This window comes from Acuticoccus kandeliae (genome assembly GCF_003073115.1).
This window is the reverse complement of sequence record NZ_QBBV01000001.1, coordinates 2,706,957-2,725,004: the sequence shown is the minus strand read 5'-3', so window position 1 is coordinate 2,725,004 and position 18,048 is coordinate 2,706,957. Positions and strand designations below refer to the sequence as shown.

Annotated in this window: 13 protein-coding genes; 4 read left to right on the top strand and 9 right to left on the bottom strand. The window is 69.9% G+C overall.

What is annotated here, in order from left to right:
* Positions 1-200: 200 nt before the first annotated feature.
* The 5 genes from DBV35_RS12365 to DBV35_RS12345 all read right to left on the bottom strand — a co-directional run bounded on the left by DBV35_RS12365 (position 201) and on the right by DBV35_RS12345 (position 6,286).
* A complete protein-coding gene (locus DBV35_RS12365; protein WP_108660417.1) occupies positions 201-611 on the bottom strand; it encodes a Rid family hydrolase in 411 nt (136 codons plus the stop codon).
* Entirely contained in the window at positions 608-1,597 is a 990-nt protein-coding gene (locus DBV35_RS12360; RefSeq protein WP_108660416.1) for a threonine dehydratase, read from the bottom strand. The genes DBV35_RS12365 and DBV35_RS12360 overlap by 4 nt, the downstream gene beginning before the upstream one ends.
* 78 nt (positions 1,598-1,675) lie before the next feature.
* Complete coding sequence (locus DBV35_RS12355) at positions 1,676-2,416, bottom strand: sulfotransferase-like domain-containing protein (RefSeq protein ID WP_211099948.1); 741 nt, start codon at positions 2,414-2,416, stop codon at positions 1,676-1,678.
* 49 nt (positions 2,417-2,465) lie between these two features.
* Complete coding sequence (gene mfd, locus DBV35_RS12350) at positions 2,466-5,882, bottom strand: transcription-repair coupling factor (RefSeq protein WP_245943943.1); 3,417 nt, start codon at positions 5,880-5,882, stop codon at positions 2,466-2,468.
* 122 nt (positions 5,883-6,004) lie between these two features.
* Positions 6,005-6,286 carry an FAD assembly factor SdhE gene (locus DBV35_RS12345; RefSeq protein ID WP_108660705.1) on the bottom strand — a complete coding sequence of 94 codons (282 nt, stop codon included), beginning with the start codon at positions 6,284-6,286 and terminating at the stop codon, positions 6,005-6,007.
* A gap of 114 nt (positions 6,287-6,400) precedes the next feature.
* Here DBV35_RS12345 and recG point away from each other — a divergent pair, with 114 nt between their 5' ends.
* Complete coding sequence (gene recG / locus DBV35_RS12340) at positions 6,401-8,515, top strand: ATP-dependent DNA helicase RecG (RefSeq protein WP_108660414.1); 2,115 nt, start codon at positions 6,401-6,403, stop codon at positions 8,513-8,515.
* Positions 8,516-8,545: 30 nt separating this feature from the next.
* On the opposite strand, the gene DBV35_RS12335 is transcribed toward recG, so the two are convergent.
* The 4 genes from DBV35_RS12335 to gmd form a co-directional block, all read right to left on the bottom strand.
* A complete protein-coding gene (locus DBV35_RS12335; protein ID WP_108660413.1) occupies positions 8,546-10,000 on the bottom strand; it encodes a hypothetical protein in 1,455 nt (484 codons plus the stop codon).
* A 3-nt stretch (positions 10,001-10,003) separates the two neighbouring features.
* Entirely contained in the window at positions 10,004-12,526 is a 2,523-nt protein-coding gene (locus tag DBV35_RS12330; protein WP_157961701.1) for a glycosyltransferase, read from the bottom strand.
* Positions 12,527-12,641: 115 nt separating this feature from the next.
* Complete coding sequence (locus DBV35_RS12325) at positions 12,642-13,601, bottom strand: NAD-dependent epimerase/dehydratase family protein (protein WP_157961700.1); 960 nt, start codon at positions 13,599-13,601, stop codon at positions 12,642-12,644.
* Positions 13,602-13,632: 31 nt separating this feature from the next.
* Complete coding sequence (gmd, locus tag DBV35_RS12320) at positions 13,633-14,610, bottom strand: GDP-mannose 4,6-dehydratase (RefSeq protein ID WP_108660410.1); 978 nt, start codon at positions 14,608-14,610, stop codon at positions 13,633-13,635.
* A 249-nt stretch (positions 14,611-14,859) separates the two neighbouring features.
* On the opposite strand from gmd, the gene DBV35_RS12315 reads away from it, so the two are divergent.
* The 3 genes from DBV35_RS12315 to DBV35_RS30195 are packed head-to-tail and all read left to right on the top strand — an operon-like array spanning position 14,860 to position 17,689.
* Positions 14,860-15,651 carry a hypothetical protein gene (locus tag DBV35_RS12315; RefSeq protein WP_108660409.1) on the top strand — a complete coding sequence of 264 codons (792 nt, stop codon included), beginning with the start codon at positions 14,860-14,862 and terminating at the stop codon, positions 15,649-15,651.
* Positions 15,651-16,508, top strand: coding sequence for a hypothetical protein (locus DBV35_RS12310; protein ID WP_157961699.1), 858 nt, complete (start codon positions 15,651-15,653; stop codon positions 16,506-16,508). Before DBV35_RS12315 ends, DBV35_RS12310 begins: the two co-directional genes overlap by 1 nt.
* On the top strand, positions 16,505-17,689 hold the full coding sequence (locus DBV35_RS30195; protein ID WP_108660407.1) for a hypothetical protein: 1,185 nt from the start codon (positions 16,505-16,507) through the stop codon (positions 17,687-17,689). The genes DBV35_RS12310 and DBV35_RS30195 overlap by 4 nt, the downstream gene beginning before the upstream one ends.
* Positions 17,690-18,048 lie beyond the last annotated feature (359 nt).

Sequence of the window (18,048 nt, the reverse complement as noted above, 5' to 3'; positions counted from 1 at the left end):
GCGGCGGAAGGCAGAAAATCCGAGCGTATGCATAGCTTTGTGGGTGGGCGGGGGAATCGCCTCCCCACCGCCCGATTCACGCTCTGCGCCCCTGTCAAGAGAATCGATTTTAACGAATTGGCGGCCGCGAACAGGCCGCCGGGGCAGGCGCGGCGCCGCCCGCGCGACTCAAAGGGGTTGAAAACGGGCCGAAAGTGCCCTCACCCGCCGCAGCCGATGACCGCGATCGCGGATATTTCCACCTTCACCTCGGCGAACGGAAAGCCCACCACGATACCGGTGTTCGTCGGCCCCGCGTCTCCGAAAATGCGTTTCAGTTCGGGCGTGATCGCCTCGAAAACCTGGGGCGCGGAGACGTAGGTCGTGATCTGCACGATGTCCTGCATCCCCGACCCCGCCTCGCCGAGAACGCGGGCGATCGTGTCGCCGATATTGCGGATCTGCTCCACCGGATCCTCCGGGAACGCGCCGGTCGCATAGTTGAGGCCGACCGTGCCGGACACGTAGACCGTCGCGCCCACCTTCACGGCGCGCGAGTGGCCAAGAAGCTTCTCGTAGTGCGAGCCGGTGGAGAAATTCTGCCGCTTGTCGACCATGTCGTGTCCCGTCATGCGTTCATCGGGGCGGCCTTCGCGACCGCCGGGGTGCGTCCGGAGAGGACTTCGGCGAAGACCCCCGCGTCGACATTGCCGCCGCTGAGGATCACGCCGACCGTGCGGCCCGCCATCGCCGCGCGTTCCTTCATCAGCGCGGCGAGCGAGGCCGCCCCCGTCCCTTCCGCGACGTTGTGGGTGACGCGGTAGAGGAGGCGCATCGCTTCGGCCACCTCGTCGTCCGAGACGGTGACGATCCGCGCCGCGCCGGGGCCATAGACCGCGAGGGCCTCCGGAAAGGGCACGCGCGTCGCGATGCCGTCGGCGAAGGTCTCGGCCGTCGGCGTCTCCACCGGGTGACCGGCCGCGATCGAGCGCGGCACGCAGTCGGCCCGTTCGGACACGACGCCGACGATCTCGGTCGCAAGGCCGAGCGCGTCGCGCACATGGATGAGCCCGCAGATGCCCGACCCGCACCCGATCGGCACATAGACCGTGTCGAGCGGGTCGGCGCCGCGGAAGAATTCGAGCGCGTAGGTCGCGACGCCCGCGACGAGCGCCGGATGGAAGGGCGGGACGAAATAGTAGCCGCGCGCGGCCGCATCCTCGTGGGCGAGGACGCGCGACTCGTCGAAATCGCGGCCGACCTCGATGAGCTCAGCGCCGAAGGCGCGCATCGCGGCGTTCTTCTCCACCGAATTGCCGACCGGGCAATAGACGCGCGCCTTGAGACCGTTCGCGGTCGCCGCCAGCGCCTGGCCCTGGCCGTGATTGCCGCGCGTCGCCGTCACGATGCCCGGCACCTCCGGGTGCGTGCGGCGCAGCCAGTCCATGAAGGTGAGGCTGCCGCGGATCTTGAAGGCGCCGATCGGCGTGTGGTTCTCGTGCTTGACCCAGACATTCGCGCCCGTCGCCGTCGCGAGCTGGGCCCAGCGATATTGCGGCGTCGGCGGCATGTGGCGGTAGACGATGCGCGCCGCGTCCTCGATCGTCTCCAGATCCATCGGACGGTCCCCCCAGGGCCGGCTCGGCCCCGGCGGACGACAGCATGGCCGCTTTCGCCTTGGCAAGGGCCGCCTGCGTCAGAGGACGTGGCGGGCGAGCACCTCGTAGTAGGGCTGCGCCGCCTCGGCGAGGGCGCGGGCATGGTCGGTCATCGGCGGCGCGGTCTCGCGCGGGGCGGAGAAGCCGGTGGAGGCGACCACCGAATGATACCAGTGGGCCGCCCACACCCCGTCTTCCGGGCGCGGCCCCGGCGGCCATGAGAGCATCGCCGGATCGAACGGGATGCCGAGCCCTTCGCAGAGCGCGGGCAGCACCGCCTCCGGCGCGCGCGCGATCCGCGCCGCGTCCACCACCGGCGGCGCCTTGCCGAGCCGGTCGGCCTCGCGCTCGAACAGTTCGCGCTGCCGCACCACGCCGAGATCGGCGAGCGTCGGCTCCTCGCGCTTCACCTCGTAGCTCGCCGCGACCAGGGCCGGATCGCGGATGAGAAAGGCGCTGCGCAGCCCCTTCGTCCAGTCGAGGTCGAACCCGTCCACCATGTGGTGGGTCATGTGCTTCTGGTAGAAGATCGGCTTGCCGCCGGGCACCGGGCCGAGACAGGCCGCGGCGACCGCCTCAGGGTCGTTGTCGTAAGCGGCGAGGATCTCCGCGCGCATCGGATGGTCGAGCCCGGTCGCGGCGAGATAGGCGGCGTAGAACGGCTCGTCCCACACCGCTGTGTCCGCCCGCGCGCCGAAGGAGCGCATCATCGCGGTCGAGAGATTGCGGGGTCCGGACCACATGGCGATCCGGATCGGCTCGTCGATTTCGCTCGTCATGCGCGTTGCGTTCGCTCTCCTCGCGGGACGGTCCCCCGTCCCTTCCCTGTCAGGCGGCGACTTTCTGGTCCTCGGCCGCGAGCTTGGCAAGATGGGAGAGGATCACCGCGACGCCCTTGGTGCGCTTGTCCGCCGTCGGCCAGTCGCGGATGAGGACGACCTTCTGGTCCGGCCGGAGCTTCGCGAGCGAGCCCTCCCCGGCGATGTACTTCACCAGCGCCTGCGGGTTCGCAAACTCGTTGTTGCGGAAGGCGATGACGGTCCCCTTCGGCCCGGCGTCGATCTTCTCGACGTTCGCCTTCCGGCACAGCGCCTTGATGTAGACGATCTTGAGCAGCCACTCGACCTCGTCCGGCATCCGCCCGAACCGGTCCACCATCTCCGCGCCGAACGCGTCGATCGCGCGCGCATCGTCGAGGTCGGCGAGGCGGCGATAGAGGCTCATGCGAAGCTGCAGGTCGGGGACATAGTCCTCGGGGATGAGGACCGGGATGCCGATCGAGATGTGCGGCGACCAGTGGTCCTCCGCCTCCTCTTCGCCGCCCGCCTTCAGCGTCGCGACCGCCTCCTCCAGCATCGACTGGTAGAGCTCGAAGCCGACTTCCTTGATGTGGCCCGACTGCTCCTCGCCGAGGAGGTTGCCGGCGCCGCGAATGTCGAGATCGTGGGAGGCGAGCTGGAAGCCCGCGCCCAGATTGTCGAGGCTCTGGAGCACCTTGAGGCGGCGCTGCGCGGTCGCCGTCAGCGTCTTGTCGACGGGCGTCGTCAGCAGCGCATAGGCGCGCGTCTTCGACCGGCCGACGCGGCCGCGGATCTGGTAGAGCTGGGCGAGGCCGAACATGTCCGCCCGGTGGACGATCAGCGTGTTCGCGGTCGGGATGTCGAGGCCCGATTCCACGATCGTCGTCGCGAGGAGGACGTCATAGCGCCCCTCGTAGAAGGCGTTCATGACGTCGTCGAGCTCGGTCGCGGACATGCGCCCGTGCGCGACGCCCACCTTCACCTCCGGCACGTGCTGCTCCAGGAACTCCTTCTGGCCCGCAAGGTCGGTGATGCGCGGGCAGACATAGAAGGACTGGCCGCCGCGATAGCGCTCGCGCAGGAGCGCCTCGCGGATGGTGAGCGCGTCGAAGGGCGTGACGAACGTGCGCACGGCGAGGCGGTCGACCGGCGCGGTCGCGATCATGGAGAGTTCGCGCACGCCCGTCAGCGCGAGCTGCATCGTGCGCGGGATCGGCGTCGCGGAAAGCGTCAGGACGTGGACGTCCGACTTCAGCGCCTTCAGCGCCTCCTTGTGCTTCACGCCGAATTTCTGCTCCTCGTCGACGATGAGGAGCGCGAGGTCGCGGAACTCGATCGACTTCGACAGAAGCGCGTGGGTGCCGACGACAAGGTCGATCTCGCCCGATTTCAGCCCCTCGCGGACCGCCTTCATGTCCTTGGCGGAGACGAGGCGGGAGGCCTGGGCGACGCGCACGGGAAGGCCCTGGAAGCGCTCGGCGAAGGTCTTGTAGTGCTGGCGGGCGAGGAGCGTCGTCGGCACGATGAGCGCGACCTGGCGGCCCGTCATCGCGGTGATGAACGCGGCGCGGATCGCGACTTCGGTTTTGCCGAAGCCGACATCGCCGCAGACGAGCCGGTCCATCGGGCGGCCGGCCGACAGGTCGTCGGCGACGGACTCGATCGCGTGGAGCTGGTCGTCGGTCTCGTTGTAGGGGAATTTGGCAACGAACTCGTCATAGACGCCCGTCGGCGCCTCGATCACGGGCGCCTTCTTCATTAGGCGCGCGGCGGCGGTCTTGATCAGCTCGTCCGCGATCTCGCGAACGCGCGCCTTCATCTTCGCCTTGCGCGCCTGCCACCCGGCCCCGCCGAGCCGGTCGAGCGTGATCTCCTCCGAATCGGAGCCGTAGCGCGACAGGAGGTCGATATTCTCGACCGGGAGGTAGAGCTTGTCGTCGTTGTGGTAGGCGATCTCGACGCAATCGTGCGGCGCGCCGGCCGCCGTCAGCGTCTTGAGGCCGACGAAGCGGCCGATGCCGTGATCGACATGGACGACGAGGTCGCCGGCGGCGAGCGAGGCGACCTCGGTGAGGACGTCGGCGTCGCGCTTGCGCTTGCGGCCCGAGGAGACGAGGCGGTCGCCGAGAACGTCCTGCTCGGCGATGATCGCGTAGTCCGGCGTCTCGAAGCCGTGCTCGATCTCCAGGATCGCGAGGGCGGCGGTGCCCTTCGCGAGCGCGCCCGCCTCACTGAAGCTCGCGACCTCGCTCGCATTCTTGAGGTTCTGGTCCTTCAGGACCTGCGCCATGCGATCGCGCGAACCCTCCGACCAGGAGGCGATCAGGACGCGCAGCCCCTTCGCGCGCAGATCGTTCACGTGCTCGATGAGGGCGGCGAAGATGTTGATGTTCGCCGCCGCGCGCTCGGCCGCGAAGGAGCGGCCCACACGGCCGCCGGCGGAGATCGCGTGGACCCCATCCTTCTCCGGCGCGGCGAAGGGGGAGAGGCGGATGATGCGCTGCTCGCCGAGAAGCTCGGCAAGGGTGCCGACGAGATAGAGCGTGTCGGGCGGTAGCGGGTTGTAGGGCGCGCCCGAGGACTGGGCGAGCGCGGTGGTGCGCGCGGCGTAGTGATCCTCGATCTCGGCGACGCGCTTCGCGATCGCGTCCTCGGCGAGATGGTCGAGCACCACCGTCGAGCCGGGCACGTAGTCGAAGATCGTCGCGAGCTCCTGGTGGAAGAGCGGGAGCCAATGCTCGACGCCGCTCGCGCGCACCCCTTCGGAGACCCCGTGATAGAGGATGTCGTCCTTCGTCGCCGCGCCGAACGCGCGCAGATACCCCTCGCGGAAGCGGCTGATGGAGGTGGGGGTCAGCACCACCTCGCTCATCGGGATCAGCTCGATCGACTTCCACTGCCCCGTCGTGCGCTGCGATTCGGGGTCGAACGGGCGGATGGTCTCCAGTGTGTCGCCGAAGAAGTCGAGTCGTACCGGGCTCTCGGTGCCGGGCGCATAGAGGTCCACGATGCCGCCGCGCACGGCGTACTCGCCCGCCTCGCGCACGGTCGGCGTGCGCAGGAAGGCGTTGTCCTCCAGCCACGCGATGACGTCCTTCATTGAGACGTCCGAGCCCGAGGTGTGGCGCAGCGTGGCGTTGGCGATCACCTCCGGCGTCGGCACGCGCTGGAGGATCGCGTTCGCCGTCGTCATCACCACCGTCGGCCCGTCCGCGCCGTGCGCGAGACGCTCGAGCGCCGCCGTGCGCCGCGCCTGGACGAGCGAGGACGGCGAGGCGCGGTCATAGGGCATGCAGTCCCAGCCGGGCAGCCGCACGACCGTGACCTCCGGATCGAAGAAGCGCAGCGAATTCTCCGCGCTCGCCTGCCGGTTGCCGTCGCGCGCGACGAAGAGGACCGGGCGGTCGCTCGCGCGGGCGAGCCGGGCGAGCGCCTCCCCCTCCATGCCGTCGGGCAGGCTGGTGACCGTCAGATCCCGCGGCAGGTCGTCATTCGCCAGCACCCGAAGGTTCGGCTTGGCGGCCTCTTTGATTTCGGCGATGGTCCTCGCCTTCTCCTTGGTGGCCATCAGTGCCCCTTGTGAAAGGCGATCACACGGTCGAGAACCGTAGAACGGTGGTTGGGAGGGACCTCGTCCTGTTCGGTGATCCAGCGATAGAGTTCGGTGTCCGGCACGCGCATCAGCGCTTCCATCTGCTCCACCTCCTCCTCGGTCCAGGCGTCGATGGTCTCGTCCGCGAATCGGCCGAGGAGCAGATCCATCTCGCGCGTGCCGCGATGCCAGGCGTGAAACAGAAGCCGCTTGCGCCGCGGTTCGAGATCGGCGGAGGAACGAGTGGTGCCGGTCACTGACGTCTCCAGAAGAACGAGGGCGCGCGCCAAGGACGGGCACGCGCCGAGAAAGGTCCGCATGCACAGCCATCGGTGCACGCAAAACGGCCGCCGCCCCGGGAGGGCGTCGGTGTGAGTGCGGTCTTCGATATCGGTCCGCTGACGGCTGCGGTCAATCGCTTACCCGGAGTGGGACCCGCACGGGCGGAAAGATTGGCCCATCTTCTCGATCGGCCGAGCCCTGCGGAAACCCGAATTTTCGACATTTTGTCGCATGTGCCGTTCTCCTTCATCGATCGGCGGCATCGCGTCACGATCGCGGATGCGCCGGACAAGGCCGTCGCGACGGTGACGATGAAGGTCGTGCGCCACGAGAAATCGCGCCGGCCGGGCGGCCCCTCGCGCGTCATCGGTGATGATGGGACGGGCGAGCTCGCGATCGTCTTCTTCCGCGGCGGCGAGGCCTGGCGGCTCGGCAACTATCCGATCGGCGAGTGGGTGCGCGTCTCCGGCCTCGTCGAGTGGTGGGAGGGACGGCCGCAGATCGTCCACCCGGACCAATTCGCGCGCGTCGAGGGACCGGACGCGCCGTTCGACGAGCGCTTCGGCCTCGAACCCGTCTATCCGCTGACCCAAGGCATCACCTCCGGAATTCTCTCCGGCCTCATCGCCGCCGCGCTCGAAAAGGTTCCGGCGGTGCCCGAATGGCTCGACGGCCCGTTCGTGGCGCGCGAGAAGCTGCCGACCTTCGCCGAGGCGCTGACCCGGCTCCACCACCCCGAATCGGCGGAGGATCTCGACAGCGCCGCCCCCGCCCGCCGCCGCCTCGCCTATGACGAGCTTCTCGCAAGCCAGCTCGCGCTCGCCATCGTGCGCGACCGCGAGCGCACCCATCGCGGTCGCGCCCGCAAATGGGACGCGGCCGCGGTCGACGCGATCGAGGCGGACCTCCCCTTCTCCCTCACTCCCTCCCAGCGCCTCGCGCTCGCCGAGATCGCGGCCGACCTTGCGGCCGAGCACCGGATGATCCGCCTCGTCCAGGGCGATGTCGGCTCGGGCAAGACGGTCGTCGCGCTGATCGCGGCGGCGATGGCGGCGGGCGATGGCGGGCAGACGGCGATGATGGCGCCGACCGACCTCGTCGCGCGCCAGCACTTCGAGACGCTGTCGCGTTCGCTGGAGGCGCACGGCATTCCCGTGCGCCTCCTCACCGGGCGGATGGCGGAGGCGGAGCGGGCGGAGACGCTCGCGGGCCTTGCCGAGGGGGAGATCAAGGTGGTGGTCGGCACCCACGCCCTCTTCCAGTCCTCGGTCAATTTCAGCGACCTCGCCCTCGTCGTCGTCGACGAGCAGCACCGCTTCGGCGTCCACCAGCGCATGGCGCTCTCCGAGAAGGGGCCGGATTCGGACCTTCTCGTGATGACGGCGACGCCGATCCCGCGCACCCTCGTCCTCGCCCAGTTCGGCGACATGGACGTCTCCCGCCTCACCGACAAGCCGGCGGGGCGTCAGCCTGTCGAGACGCGCGCCGTGTCGCTCGCCAACGTCTCGGCCGTGATCGAGCGGCTCGCGGCCGCCGTCGCGCGCGGGGAGAAGGCCTATTGGGTCTGCCCGCTCGTGGAGGACAACGAGGATCTGGAGCTTGAATCGGCGGTGAACCGCGCGCGCGTCCTCACCGAGCGGGTCGGCGGGGTGGTCGGCCTCGTCCACGGGCGCACGCCGACCGCCGAGCGCGAGCGCATCATGAACGCCTTCAAGGATGGCGACCTCTCCGTCCTCGTCGCGACGACGGTGGTGGAGGTCGGCGTCGACGTGCCGGACGCGACGATCATGGTGATCGAGCACGCCGAGCGCTTCGGCCTCTCCCAGCTCCACCAGCTTCGCGGCCGCGTCGGGCGTGGGAGCAAGCCCTCGACCTGCCTCCTCCTCTACAAGAGCCCGCTCGGCGAGATCGCGCGCCAGCGCCTCGACACGATGCGCGCGACGAATGACGGTTTTCGCATCGCCGAGGACGATCTGAAGCTGCGCGGCGAGGGCGAGATCCTCGGGACGCGCCAGTCTGGCGCGCCCTCCTTCCGCTTCGCGGACCTTACCCACCATGGCGACCTTCTCGCGACGGCCTCGGACGATGCCCGCCTCGTCGTCGCGACCGACCGGAACCTCGAACGCGAGCGCGGCAAGGCGCTGCGCGCCCTCCTCACCCTCTACGAGCGCCGCCGCGCCATCGAGCGCCTGCGCTCCGGCTGACCCCGCGCCGCGACAAACGTTTGCCGAATGCTATGGCGCGACGGTCGTGGCCGTCGGGACGTCGGCGGGTGCGGACACGGGCGTCGGGAGATTTTCCCGCAGCGCCTGGATCGGCGCGTTCGGCCGCTCGAAGGCGGTCGGGTCGAAGGCGAACATCTCCGGGACGCGGCCGACGACCGTCGCCTGCACCGCCTCGAAGGGCAGGATGAGGCTCGCGGAGGAGCGGCGGCGGGAGGCGGAGGCGAGCGTCACCCGGCCTTCCGCGACCGCCTCGCGGATCGTCTGGAGGAGGGCGCGGGTCGGCTCCCCCTCCTCGGTGTAGTTCTCCAGGATCCGGCTCTGCTCGGTGATCGCCTCGGCGAGCCCGTCGAGATAGTGGACCATGTGCGGGCGCTCGGAGAAGGGCAGGCTCGGGTTCTTCTTGGCCTGCTCGGCGAAGGCCTTCACGCTGCGGCTCAGCTCGTCCGTCGCGTTGATCATCCCCTGGATGAGGTCGCGCAGGGTGAGGCGGTCGGCAAGCTCCGTCGTCTCGTCACGCCAGTGCGCGTCGAGCTCTCCGCGCGCCCAGGTCCGCCGCACCCCGAGCGCGGTGTCGTGGATGTGCGCGACGACGGTGGTCGCGAGGATACAACGATTGTCGAGGCTCCCCTCCCCGCTCGCCCCGCTGACGAGAAGGAGCCGCTCCAGCGCCGGAAGCCCCATCAGCGCCGGCTCGCGCTGGCGCAGGGCGCGCAGCGTGCGCGGCGGAGCCTCCGCCCCGCTCACGATCGCACGCATCTGGTCGCGGCTGAAGGCGGTCTCCGAGGCGTCGGTGATGATGCGCACCGGCGCTTCGCGCAGCCAGGGACTGCCGAACGCGAGCGGGATGAGGGCTGCCGCGTCGCGGATGGTGAGCTGGAAGGAGCGCGTCAGCTCCCGCCGCGCGCTTCCGGTCTGCGACACGCAATAGCGCACGACCGAGTTCTGGAGCGTCAGCGAGGATTCTGCGAGCCGCCCGGCGCGCGGCAGGATGCGCTCGGTGATGATGAGCGACACAGACGGCGTCGACGCGGCTCCGCCGGCGGCGGCGGGCGCGGCCTCGCCCCCCGGCGCGGGCGGCGCGACGGCCGAGAGCGGTGGCGGCGAATCGGTCGGCGGCATCGGCACGGCGCGGGCGACGTCCGGCGCGCCGGGGACGGGCACGATCGGCGTGTCGGCGCGCGGGGCGAGACCGAGGCCGGGGTCGTTCGCGGGGCGGCCGTCGGGCCCGATCACGGGCGGGACCGGGTCTGCGAGACCGCGCGCCGGGCCCGGAACCCCGTCCGGCCCGGCGGGGGCAACCTCGACCGCCCCCACCTGGGGAACGATCGCCGCGCTCGGCGGCGGGATCACGATTTCGGCGCCCGTCTGTGCGTCGAGGGACGCGCTGGCGCAGACCAGCAGCGTCGCGGACAGTGCGAAGACCGCCCCCGCACGGCGCGGAGGATGTGTCCGCGCTGCCGTCATGCGTCAGGCCTTGTCGAGTGAGGCCATGATGGCGTCGAGCCGGGCTTCATATTTGCGCGCCTGGGCATCCAGCGAGAAATTCTCGTCGACATATGCGAGCGCGCGCTCGGCCCGCGCCCGGCGCTCGGCATCGTTGCTGCGCACGGCGCGAAGCTGCGCGACCGCGCTCTCACGCTTCGGATCGGCCCAGACCTGCCCGCGATCGACGAAGATGTACTCGTTCGGCGCCGGCTCCACGAGGTCGTAATCGACGAGCCAGGCATTGTCGGGCTTCGTGAAGTCCATGTTGCCCGAATAGCCGGTCGTGAGCACCGGGGTCCCGAGCGCCATTGCCTCGATGAGACCGAAGCCCCAGCCTTCCGAACGGTGGAGCGAGACGTAGCAGTCCACCCCGCGCTTCAGCTTCATGAGGTCTTCATAGCGCATCGTCTCGTTGAGGATGACGATCCGCGGATCTTCCGCCGCGATCTCCACGATCCGCTCCCAGCGCATCGCCTGGTGGCGGTCGGCCACGAAGTCGCGATTGTGCGTCTTGAGGACGAGGAGAACGTCCTCGTCCGGCCCGAACGCCTCGCAGAAGGCCTCGACGAGGCCGTGCGGGTTCTTGCGCTCCAGGAAGGAGAAGGAATCGAAAGTCGCCATGAACACGAACGTGTTCGGCCCGACCGGCAGGCGCTCGGCGAGATAGGCGCGCGCCGCCGCGTAGCCGGGATCGGGCACCGGCTCCACGGCCATGCCGACGCTCGTCACCGGCTTGTCGGTCGCCGAGGTGTAGATGTCGACGCCATAATCGGTCGCGACCCAGATCTCGTCGAGGAGGCCGATCGAGAGGAACTGGGTGCGCGCCGGGGTCGACAGCTCCCAGAAGAAGTAGCCGATATTGTAGGCGCCGTTGAAGACGTCGTTCATGTAGGCGAGCGCGATCGGCACCGTCTCGCCGTTGAGGTGGATGAGGTTCACCCGCGCCGGCTGCGGCGGAAGCGCCCCGTCCATCGCGCTGTTCATCCCGACCGGAGCCGGGTTGTCGAGCCCGAAATTCACGTAGTTCGCCTTGTGGCGCGTGCGCTTGATCGTCTCGGCGGAGAGGCGCGAGGCCTGGCCGAGGCCGGACGACTTCTCGAACGGGCCGATCACCTGGAGGCCGACCCGCTCGCTCGCCGGGGTGGAGGCGGCCGGGTAGCGCGCGGCCTCGAAGCGGTTGCCCTTGGCGTCGAAGAACAGGAAGCGGCCGCGCGTGATGTCGAAGCCGAGCTGCCACAGGAGGTCGACGAAGCGGTCCGCGTTCAGCATGTCGGCGATGCCCGACCCCTCGCTGCGCAGCGAGGCGAGGACGCGGTCGAACAGCGTCTCGCCGGGCGCCCCTTCGAGGAGCGCCTTCACGTTCTTCGCCGGCAGGAAGCGGATGATCCCCGGCGCGGACACGCCCTCGAGGAGCAGCCAGACGTGCATCAGGATGCGGTCTGCTTCGTTGTGGATGTCGAGGATCTGGAAGCGCTTGTCCCGGTTGTAGCGGTGCATCATGAAGGCCGACGGCGCGAAGCTGTGGCCCATGAAGTTCAGCGGCATCCGCCGCAGCGCCTCGACATAGTAGTTCGGGACGAGGCAGTCCTCCATGTTGAGGCCCGGCGCGTGCTCGGTGCACCACCAGACGAGGAAGGCCTCGTAGCTCTCCCGGTCAACGATCGGGAGGAGCTTCGCCCCCGCCCCCACCGTCATCGCGTAGGAGAGCGAGGCGCGGGAGACCTTGTATTCGAGCCCGACCATCGGCACCGGATGGTTGAGATAGGCGATCTCGTCCGCGCCGAGCGGCACGCGCAGCGGGCGGCGATTGCCGCCATAATGGTCGATATACCAGCGCAGATAGGCGTTCTTGGCCGCCTCGGACCCGTCGAGCGGGTGCGTCTCGTCCTTGCGCAGCCGCTTGTGGGTGAAGTCGAGATAGGGCGACATCGCGCGCCGTTCATCCCCGCCGCGCGAGCCGGCGAAGGAGAACATGCGCTCGTGCAGCGGATAGCGCGCGGGCTCGCGCCGGTCCGGGCGGATCGAGCCGGTCTCGAGCGCGGTGACGGCGACGGCGACGGCGGCCGAATCCAGCGTCGTGCGCATCGCGTCGCTGATCGAGGTGGTGATCGTCGGGTCCTTGCGCAGCGTGAGGCTCGCGAGGATCTCCTTCTCGCCGCCCGAGCCGAGCACCGCGACATCGATCTGCCGCTCGCTCTTCGCCGCGGCGCGCGAGACCGCCTTCGGCACGCTCCACGAGAAGCCGCACACGCGCGGGCCGCGTCCGGACCGCTCGACATCGGCGCGCACGAGGTCGGCCTTCGCCACCCCGATCGCCATGCCGTCGACGAGGAATTCCACGGTGAGGCCGCGCGACATGTCGTGCGTGTCGGCGACCCAGCCTGCGATCTCCGAGGAGGTGAAGCGGTCGACGTGGAAATTGAAGCGCGGCGACGGGATCTTCTGGATCACGTCCGGGGCATCCGGCTCGGCCGTCTCAATGTCCATCGTCTGCTCGTCAGCCATGACGGCCCCCTCTTTCGCGTCCACGCGACAGGATAGCGCCTCGTCCGGTCGTGGACGTGCTCACCGTCGCATAGCGCCAACGCAGTGTATTGTTCAAAGGCATTCGAGCCGCCGATCAACCCGGTACGGCAACCTTCAGCTTTGCGCGCTGATCGTCCAGCACATCCTTCAGCGTGTCGATGAGCTGGCGCTTGGGCGGCCAGTCCATCAGCGATGCGAGGAGCTTGGTGGACGCGGTCGCGACCGGGATCTCGTTCGGGCGAAGCCGCGACGGGTCGATCTCGATCTTCACGTCCACCTTCACGAGCGAGCGGAGCATCTCGAGGATCTCGCGGATCGACACGGCCTCGCCTCGCGCGACATTGACGACCGCGCGCTTCGGCAGCCGCGGCGCCGCCTTGATGATGCCGACATAGGAATCGGCGACGTCGCGCACGTCGAGGAAGTCGCGCTCGGCGTCGAGATTGCCGACCCGGATGACCGGCGGCACGAGGCCCGCCTCGATCCGCGCGAGCTGGGCCGCGAAGGAGGCGACGACGAAGGTCTCCATCTGCCCGCGGCCGGTGTGGTTGAAGGGCCGCGCGGCGATGAGCTGGCTCGCCGCCGGCAGGATCGCCTGGAACACGTACTCCGAGGCGAGCTTGGAGCATGCATAAGGGCCGTGCGGCAGGGGCTCGGTCGTCTCGTCGGCCGGCCCGTGCTTGAGGTTCGAGCCATAGACCTCGGCCGTGGAGGCGAGGAAGACCGTCGATTCGGGCGCGAAATTCGCCACCGCCTTCGCGAGCCAGTAGGACCCGTCGCGATTGTCGCGCCAGACATTGCTCGGCGCGCGGTTTGCCTTGGCGACCGAGGAGTGGGCGGCGAGGTGGACGATCAGCGCCGGGCGCACCGTGCGCACCAGCGCGGCCGTCGGCTCCGGATTGGTCAGCTCGACCGCGAAGCCGCCATCGGGCGCGGGCGGTAGCCGGACCACTCCGACGAGATCCCGGTCCGGAAACGCCGCCTCCAGCCGCGGAACGAGATAAGGCGCGACGAAGCCCGCGGCGCCAGTCAGGAGAATCGGGCCGTCGATCACGCTGTCATCCTCATCCTCGCGGCAAAAGCTCTCAGGCGCGCATGTGCCGTTCGATATCGGCGTCGACCATCTCGCGGATCATGTCCTCGAGCCCGGTCTTCGGCTCCCAGCCGAGGGCGGCCCGCGCCTTCGACGCGTCGCCGAGAAGGATGTCGACCTCCGCCGGACGGAACAGCTCCGGATCGATCACGAGGTGGTCGTCCATGTTCATCTGCACATACTCGAACGCGATCTTGACCATGTCGCGCACCGAGGTCGTCTTGCCGGTCGCGACCACGTAGTCGTCCGGCTTGTCCTGCTGCAGCATCAGCCACATCGCCTCGACATAGTCGCGCGCATGGCCCCAGTCGCGCTTGGCGTCGATGTTGCCGAGGCGAAGCTCGTTCGCGAGGCCGAGCTTGATGCGCGCGACGCCGTCCGTGACCTTGCGCGTGACGAACTCGATGCCGCGCAGCGGGCTCTCATGGTTGAAGAGAATGCCCGAGGAGGCGTGGAGATTGAAGCTCTCGCGATAGTTCACCGTCATCCAGTGGGCGAAGAGCTTGGCAACGCCATAGGGCGAGCGCGGATAGAACGGGGTCTTCTCGCTCTGATGGGCCTCCTGGATGAGCCCGAACATCTCCGAGGAGGACGCCTGGTAGAAGCGCGTCGACGGCGAGACGATGCGGATCGCCTCGAGCACGTTCGCCGCGCCGACGCCCGTCACGTTCGAGGTGAGGATCGGCTGCTGCCAGGAGGAGGCCACGTAGCTCTGCGCGCCGAGATTGTAGGCCTCGTCCGGCTTCGCCATCTCGACCGCCCGGATCAGGCTCGACAGGTCGGTGAGATTCGCGTCGCAATAGCGCACGTCCTTCTCGATCCCCAGCCAGCGCAGGCGATGATCGGCGATCCCGAAATGGCTCGACCGGCGCACCAGCCCCCACACGACGTAGCCCTTCTCCAGCAAATTCTTCGCGAGATAGGCGCCGTCCTGCCCGGTGATGCCGGTGATGAGCGCGTGACGTGCCATGAGAGCCTCTTCAGAGAAATTCGCGGGGATGGCGAAAGTCGCACGGTGCGATGCGGGGGGCGCAGGCGGTGCGGTGCGCACGGCCCATAACAAAGCACCGCTGAGGGGACAATAGGATCACGCCCCTAGCGGCCAAAGGCGCGGCGATTTCTGCTACGCGCGTGCGACGGTGCCCGAATTTTCGCGTGCAATCCCCATCGTAATCACGTTAAGGTTGAGTTTGAAGCCATTTTGAGTTGAGGGGCGGCCGTGCAGCTCGTCGTCGTCGGATATCACCGCAGCGGAACGTCGGCGCTGACGCAGCACCTTGCCCATTGCGGCCTCTTCATCGGGGTCGACCTTCTGGGCGTGAAGGCCTCCAACCCCCGCGGCCATTTCGAGGATCGGATCTTCGTCGCCCTGCACGACCGGATCCTGCGCGACAATGGCGAGCGCTGGCTCGCGCCCGACCCCTTCGTCCCGATGATCAGCGGCGCGATCCGCCAGGATATCCTGGCCGCCGTCGCCGCGCGCGACGCCGAGCACGCGTGCTGGGGCTTCAAGGACCCGCGCGCCTGCCTCTTCCTGGATCTGTGGCGCACGATCCTGTCCGACGCGCATTTTCTCGTGTGCCTGCGCCACTATGCGTCGAGCATCGATTCGATGATTCGCCGTGCGCTCGACACGGTGCGCGCGGGGACCGACCATCCGCTCGCCCACATGCACATGCAGGTGGCGGCGGACCCCGCGCGGATCCTGCGCTCCTGGATCAGCCACATGCTGCCGGTCCTGCGCCTGATGCGCGCCGTTCCGGGCCGCGTCCACACGGTGGAGATGGGACGCCTCCCGCCGGACGCCTCGGTCGCGGGGGACCTTGCGGCCCGATTCGGCCTGCCGCTGGCCGCCCACCCCCTGGCGGCGACCTTCGAGCCCGGCCTCCTGCGCGCCGAGCCGGACCCCGCGATCCGCCTCCCCGACCCGCTGACCACCGTCGCCGACAGGGTCTGGAGCGCCCTCCTCGCGGCGAAGGACCCGCCGTCCTCCATGGCGTGGTGCGCCTGATGGCGGACACGGCGATCCTCGACCCGCCAGCGCAGGACGCGCCCGAAGCGGCGCTGACCCTCGCCGGGCACCATGCGGCGGGCGCGCCACCGCCGGTCGACGCCCCCGGCATCGCCTGGAGCACCGATCCGGCCGCCCTCTTCGCCCCTGGCATCGGCGCCTTCGTCATCGCCGACCCCGGCGCGCTGCCGGCAACGGTCTTCCCGCTGCTTGCCGCCCGCCCGACCCTCTTCCTCGTGCGCACGGCGGGAGATGTCGCCGCCCTCACCCGCCTCGTCCGCGCGCGCACGGTGATCGCGACGCCCGCCGACGGTGTCTGGTGCGCCGACGGGTGCGCCTTCGGCGATGTCGGGCTGAGCGCGCTGCACGCCGCCCGCGTCGCGACGCCCGCCGCATGGATCGGCCTCGGCGGTGCCGCGCGCGTTCCGCCCGGCCTTTCCCCCTTCGGCGCGCTGTCGAAGGCGGGCCACACCGAGATCGCGCGGCGGACCGCCGCCCTCGCCCTCCCCCGCACGCAGCAATTCTGGCGCCCGCTCGGCGCGGCCGCCCCCCTCGCGACGCTTCTGATGCGCACCGAGAGCATGGTCCGCGTCGACCTGTCGCCCCATTTCGCCGGCCTCACGCCCACCCTCGTCCTCCTCGCGGCGGACGATGCCGAAGCGCTCGGCGCCCTCGCATTGCGGCAGTCGACCGTGGTGGTCGCCCCCTTCGCCCTCCCCGCCGGCGTCCCGGTCGACCACGCGCTCGGCGCCCTCGCGACGGCCCGCGCCGAACCCTTCGCCCTCCACGAGGTCGTGCATTTCGGCGATGTCGACGGGGTCAGCCTCGGCTGCGCCTATGGGGAGTTCATCCGATGAAGCGCCGCTGCGTCATCGTCGCGAACATGGTGCCGGCGCATTTCGGCTGGGGCGTGCGCGCGCCGGGCCTGCGCGCCGCCCAGCTCGCCCACCACGCCAGGCGCCATTTCGACGAGGTTGTCTTCCTCCTCTTCCTGGAGCGCTACAACCTCCTGCGGCACGAGCGGGGCGCCTTCGTGCTCGCCTCCGCCCGCGCGGACACGACCATCATTCCCGCCGCCGCCTTCCCCGCCTACGCGGCGCGGACGGCCCCTGCCACCTTCGTCTTCACGCAGGCCGAGTTCGCGCGCGAGGCGGAGATCGCCGCCCCCCGCCACCGCGTCGTCTACGACATCCTCGCCCCGCGCGAAAAAGAGCTGACGCTCGCCGGCGCCGCACTGGACACGATCGAGGCGCACCGCCGCAACCACGCGCGGATGCTGACGCTCGCCGACCGCATCCTCGTCAACGGCCCGCGCTCGATGCGCCTCTTCGCCGGCGATATCGGCACGCGCCCGGCGCGCACCTGCTGCCTCGCCCCGCCGCCCGCGCCCCCGTCCAACTGGCCCCGGCGGCTCCTCGTCTTCGGCGGCAAGCCGCAGCGCTGGACCGACAGCGCCCCGCTCTTCGAGGCGATGGCCGATCTCCTCACGCGCCGGACCGACATTGCGGCCGCGATGATCAGCCCCCCCGTCGCCGACGACGAGCCTCACGCCGAGGCGCACCGCCGCCTCCTCGCTGCCCCGAACGTCACCCCTCTCTGGAACCTCTCGGCCCTGAGCTATGCCGAGCTCCTCGCCCGCACCGCCGCCTTTATCGACTGGACACCGCTCAACGACGAGCGCGTCCACGCGACCTCGGTCCGCACCCTCCAGGCGATCGCGGCCGGCATCCCCGTCCTCCACCAGGCCGGCACCGCGCTCGACGAGTTCTTCGACGCCTTCCCCGGCACCCGGCTCGACGGCCCCCTCACTCCGGCCGCCATCGAGGATTTCACAGCCGAAGCGGCGGCAGGCGCCCACGCCGCCCCCGTAGCGGCCGCGATCGAGCGCCTCCACGCCTACCGCGCCGCCCCCGTCTTCCAGGGCCTCGCCGCCCCAGAGGACCGCGCGACCCCGACGCAAGCCCCACCCCAGCCACCCCCGCCAGCATACTGGCGAGGCCCCGGCGAATGGCGTGAACCACAGGGCGGTCCAGGATGAGCGGCGGGACGGACATGCGGCACGGAACAATCGGCCCCGCGTGCTGGGCACCGCCGACACGGCGGGCTCCATGCGCAGTGCGTGGCGGAGGCCGCGGAAACACCGGGGGCGAGCGGGCCGGGCCACGGTCGATGGCCGCGCTGTCGGCGCGGATGGCGTTTTCCGGCGCAAGCATCGACCGCGCAGCGCCGGCTGGCGCGCGAGGCGAGAATCGCGGCGCGTTGCGACCGGGGCGTGTCGGAATGTCCGCATGGCGGTTCTCGACGCTGGCGGAGACCGTCTCATCGGCGGAAGACAAGGCGCGTGGCATGTGCCGGCGGCGTGTTCCGCCCGATCGGGCAGGCATCGCGGCTCCGACA